Source organism: Nitrosomonas marina, assembly GCF_900110145.1.
GTDB lineage: Bacteria > Pseudomonadota > Gammaproteobacteria > Burkholderiales > Nitrosomonadaceae > Nitrosomonas > Nitrosomonas marina.
Genome location: NZ_FOCP01000048.1, coordinates 1 through 4825, shown reverse-complemented (window position 1 = coordinate 4825; position 4825 = coordinate 1). Strand labels below are relative to the sequence as shown.

The window sequence follows — 4825 nt, the reverse complement described above, 5'->3', positions numbered from 1 at the left end:
TGCCCTGCCTTTAATAGCCATGGTTAGAGCCTTATCACAATAGGTCCGTCAAATGTGCGGACCTTGATTTCAGAATTAAGCGGAATAAACACGTATCCACCTTCGACAACAAGCCCAAGCGCCCTGTTAATCTCTCGCGCGCGTTGAATAGATGCCACTTTCTGGCTATGGATTGCCAGCGCCCGCTCGACTTCAACCGCTTTGCCGATAGCCAGAATTGACGATGTTCCGAGTTGTTTCGCAGCGTTTACCTCAATCGCCTGCAATATTTCAGTAATGCTTGCAGATCCCAAGTAAACAGCCCGGTTAATCTCAGTGGCCGCGATGATAGCGGATGTGCTGGACGGGATGATTTGCTGCGCAGCATTGAACTCTGACGCACTGGCTATAACTCCGGCTTTCTGCCCGGATAACTGGCTTGCTGCGTCAATCTCTCGCGCTGAATCGAGTATGATCGTCTCTATAACGGTCACAAAACCTGCAGCTTCACGCTCGATAGCCTGAATAATTTCTGAGCGCTTTGATGCTGATATCGACAATGCCGCATTGCGTTCTGAGGATGCATTGATTTCCCCGTATTTGGCTGCACCGAGAACCCCTGCCCGGTTATCCTCCAAAGCCTGCTGTATGGAAAGCATGGATGCCGGCACAAGCAAGCCGGATATGTTTGATTCCCTTGCGGACTCAATCAAATTAGATGACGAACCGAATAATGCCGGCGCGATATTTGATTCCGCCACCTGGATGATCGAGCCCGCTTTGGTGCCTGATATAACCGGCGCTGTATTACGTTCCTGAGCCCGCTCTATCGGTATCTGATCTGGCGCAGAAAGCATCATGGATTGATCAATTTCAGTTACCTGTACAACAGGCGATGATTTATATCCTGATAGCTGCAATGCGCTGTCAATCTCGGGTACGACGTTTACAACACCGGATTGCAGGCTGTTAATGATAGATGCCCGGTTACGTTCAGAAGCAACCGTTATTTGCGTAACCTTTGCACCACCGATAGCCAGCGCCGCATCGGTTTCGATCGACGGCAGTAATTTTCCTGAAAAAAGAGACGTCAACATACCGGCTGTATCGATCTCGGTCGCTGCATCAATTGTTTCGGATTTGAGACCGGCAATAATGCTCGCCGTGTTGATTTCAATTGCGGCCTGGACCGCACCTTGTTTGCTGCCAAGGACAGCCGGAGCGTCATTGACCTCTTGTGCGGAATTAATGTCGAGTAGCGACAATGGCGTCAATGCAATGGATGCATCACGCTCGGTTGCCTGATTAATTGGTAATTGGCTGGAATCAAAAAGCAGGTTTGCCCGGTTAAATTCCTGTGCTGCAATCAGCGCGGATGACATGGCCGAACCAAGCAAAACCGAGCCATCAACTTCTATGCCCGGATTAATGCTTTGTCTATAGGATGATGACAGGATAACAGCCGCATTGTGTTCTATGGCCGGGCTGATCGCTATCGGCGCAGGTCCATAATCCCAAAAACTGCGAACCGGACCGCCAAGACCTAGCCGTGTTATCTGCATGAATTACACCAATACGGCAACCGCCGTTTCATCGACCGCCGCAGCCACTTCGGTTATCGTAGCGGTATTGGTCGCAGCGTCATACGACTGAATCAATGCGCGCTGATCTTTCAAAGCGGCTGGCGCACTGAAAACAAGCGCAGCATTCTTGTAAATTACGTTGCTAACGCCATTCGGAGCGCCCCCGCCAACGGTCGCAAGTACCGCCGTTGTGGTAGTGCCACCTGCAGCGAAAGTAACCGGCACGGCGCGAAGCGCATGTTCCTTGAGATTGGTTGCAGCACTGGCATTGCCATCAATCGCCTCGGTATCAGCTGGCACGCGGCCATTTACGAGAGCGCTCACAGTCCTTGTGTCGATAGAATCAATCTTCGTTTTAATCGCGCTGTCTTCATCCATGAACTGCTGAACAAGCGTTGCCGATGCATCATCAATGCGAACCCTGCCCTCTGCGTCTATTGCATGCAGTTCAGAATTTACCGGGAACTTGTCAGTGATTGTTCCCAGGTCGGCAGCGATTGACGCGCCCGCAGGAGCACCCAATCTTGTGTAATTGTCGCCTGATTGCGGGTGTGTCGTGAAAACGGTTATTGACGCGGTTATTGCCGACGCATTCAGGAACTGGAATGTTATGCGGTCATAGTTGCTTTCAGCCTGGGAAGGGATGTACTGCCAGCAACCGTCGCCCTCATGTGAGACGGTACCGGTACCGGCTGCAAAAGCGCCGTTGTCACCCTTTACGTTTACGGTAGTCGTGCCGGTCGTAACCGGATCGCCGTTCGTGTCAATGAGTTGAGTTTCTATACCCTGGTTGGCAACGTTTTTTTTCATTCCAAAAATCACCCGTTTAATATTTGATACCCACGCAGCCAAAAAGCCCGGACCGCCTGGCGGAGCGGATTGGCCGCCACTTGTTCCGAGTACGCCAGAGCCGAGTACATTACTGCCAAGACTCATACACTAGGCCAGCCGGTTTTATAGTTGTAACTGACAATGGCGCTGAAATCCTGCATGGCCTCGATTGCATCCTTGTGCATGCCAGAAACACCCGCAATCTGCGCCTCGAGCCCCGTTAATGCCGCTGAATTTTCAATCACCCGGTCGACAATGCTTTGCAGTGAAACACCTCTAGCCGTCGCCTCAATGTTCAGTGTGGGCGCGTCTGCAGGGTCAAGCGTCAGGCTGTATGATTCGGCCTCCGCCTTCTTGATTGGCCAGCTTGCCATTTCACCTGGTGATACGCCGTCAACCGCCTTGTTGCGCAACATGGTGGCATGAGCATCAACCTTACGCTTGAACTCGGCAATAGTCAGCGACAGCGGATAACCGTCAATAATCGACTGTACGGCAACATCGTCATCCGATACCCATTCACCGTTGATTTGTTTTAGCGAGTGTCCAGCCATGTTGATCGCGCTGTGTAACCCGTTACCCTTTTCTGTGTAATTAATAGCCATATTAATTCAGCCAGAATGATGGTGATGAATTGTGCTCTATGAACGTGTTGCCGCTCATATCACCACTCGGCAGCGCTCCGTAAGTTGTATCGTAGTAAACTGAAAGTATCCTGTCTCCAGACGAATCCAGTCCCATGAATAGACCTGCAGGCGCGTATTGCGGTCCAGCCAGATCTGCAGATCCGGTATTGGCGATCACGGCCATGTAATAAAATCCGCCTGGCAACCAGAACGGTGCCGCAGGCGCAGCTGTTTTTAATCCGGTTGAATCCAGTGATATTTCCGCAACATCAGTGAATTCCTTGAGCAAATATCCAGGCTTGCCATTCAGTGCGATTGTATAAATACCGATTCTGGCAACACAGGTTGCAACGGATAACAGACACTTGACCGTCACTTCAGAGACCATTTTTGAACATGCCCACCAGAATGGGACGAATATCAGGTCATTGTTAAACAGGTTATGTGACGAGCCCGCCTCCGCACCCTGCCCCATGGAACACATACCTTGTACTCCGCTTGCCGGGTAAAAATTACCGGGGTGCGGCGTAATCATGGTTTGTGCAGCCGCAACGATGGAAATTGTTGCTGAAGTTGACAGGTCAAGGGCCGCCGGCGACATTCTGTCTAATGTTCCGCCGTTAAGGGTTTCATGGGTTTGGTCACGTACCAGCGTTGTGGCTGCCGACAAATGACCGACGCCTATTTCCCGGTTGTTGCCGTCTTCAGCGAGATACCAGAACGAATTATTCTGCCCGATGGCAGTATTCAGTGATATGTGCGCGGCATCAACGGCGCCCGACAGAGTGAGATTGCCCGTACCGCCTGCACTGATTGTTTCTTTTGCAAAATTTGCCAGCATTTAATTACGATCCAGTTTGTTTTCTGTATCGTAGTCAATGCCAGAGTCCTTTTATGTCGGGTTTTCCATATCCGGTTCAAATCTGTACGTATGAGATCACTTAATTTTGTAATTTAACCGCTATAGATTTGACTGTGTGTTCATACGTTTCGATGCAAGCCAAACACGCCAAACACAGTTATTAGTGAGGCAATAAATGACCTCTTAAACCCCCTTTCCTTAATGAATTAATACAAATCTGGAAATGTTATTTTCTTTTTTTTGCTGCTTTGACTCTTAAACAAATTAATTAGAAATCTCGCAAAAAGGTAACAGGATGACAACCAGATCGGCAACTGAGGCGATGCATATCATTACCAACTCTGGGAAAGTTTTTAATATGCTTATCACTCAACAACAGAACAATACATGGATTGCAACAGTAATCTACGAAATCAACAGCACCCTTCAGCATGAAAACATACATCAATACGACAGAAATAGTGCTTATCAAACGGCTTGCGATTTTATAAAAAACAACATTGACAGGCTTGCAACTATTCAGCCTTTATAGCATCGATTACATGAATTTTTTTGAAACAAAGGATATTAATTTTATGGCGCGTTGTTTAGGTACCATTGTTAGTAATGACAATAAACGGATTTGCCATGACACTTTATATCAGTGCACAAATTGCGGAAATGTTGGCTGTGACTTCGATTATTGTTCCAATTGTTCGAGCCAGGGATTCCTGAATGGTAAATGCCTTATTTGTGGCGAAAGCGGACTAATCGAAGTATTTGATACAGGTAAATGACTTCATTTACTTACACTACCCCTTTTCATACCGCCAGACTAAACTGTAGTCTGTAACATTATTGTGATATTTTATTGTTAGTCTCGAGATCTCTTCTTTCAGTACTCACAGTTTTCTGATTGAATGTCATTGAAATAAGGAATCGTAAAATGATGCCTGGAGCTAATA

At 48.1% G+C, this 4825-nt stretch carries 5 protein-coding genes; 1 reads left to right on the top strand and 4 read right to left on the bottom strand.

Annotated features, from left to right (window positions below; translation table 11 throughout):
- Positions 1-23: 23 nt before the first annotated feature.
- Genes BMX44_RS16115 through BMX44_RS16100 form a run of 4 tightly spaced genes read right to left on the bottom strand, consistent with a single transcriptional unit; the run spans position 24 to position 3860 of the window.
- Positions 24-1541 (bottom strand): hypothetical protein, encoded by a 1518-nt coding sequence (locus BMX44_RS16115; RefSeq protein WP_090634929.1) that lies wholly within the window; start codon positions 1539-1541, stop codon positions 24-26.
- Positions 1542-1544: 3 nt separating this feature from the next.
- Positions 1545-2498, bottom strand: coding sequence for a hypothetical protein (locus BMX44_RS16110; RefSeq protein WP_090634927.1), 954 nt, complete (start codon positions 2496-2498; stop codon positions 1545-1547).
- Positions 2495-2998, bottom strand: a complete 504-nt coding sequence (locus BMX44_RS16105) for a hypothetical protein (protein WP_090634924.1) — start codon at positions 2996-2998, stop codon at positions 2495-2497. The genes BMX44_RS16110 and BMX44_RS16105 overlap by 4 nt, the downstream gene beginning before the upstream one ends.
- A 1-nt stretch (position 2999) precedes the next feature.
- Positions 3000-3860, bottom strand: a complete 861-nt coding sequence (locus tag BMX44_RS16100) for a hypothetical protein (protein ID WP_090634922.1) — start codon at positions 3858-3860, stop codon at positions 3000-3002.
- 343 nt (positions 3861-4203) lie between these two features.
- On the opposite strand from BMX44_RS16100, the gene BMX44_RS16985 reads away from it, so the two are divergent.
- Positions 4204-4413, top strand: a complete 210-nt coding sequence (locus BMX44_RS16985; RefSeq protein WP_177167798.1) for a hypothetical protein — start codon at positions 4204-4206, stop codon at positions 4411-4413.
- Positions 4414-4825 lie beyond the last annotated feature (412 nt).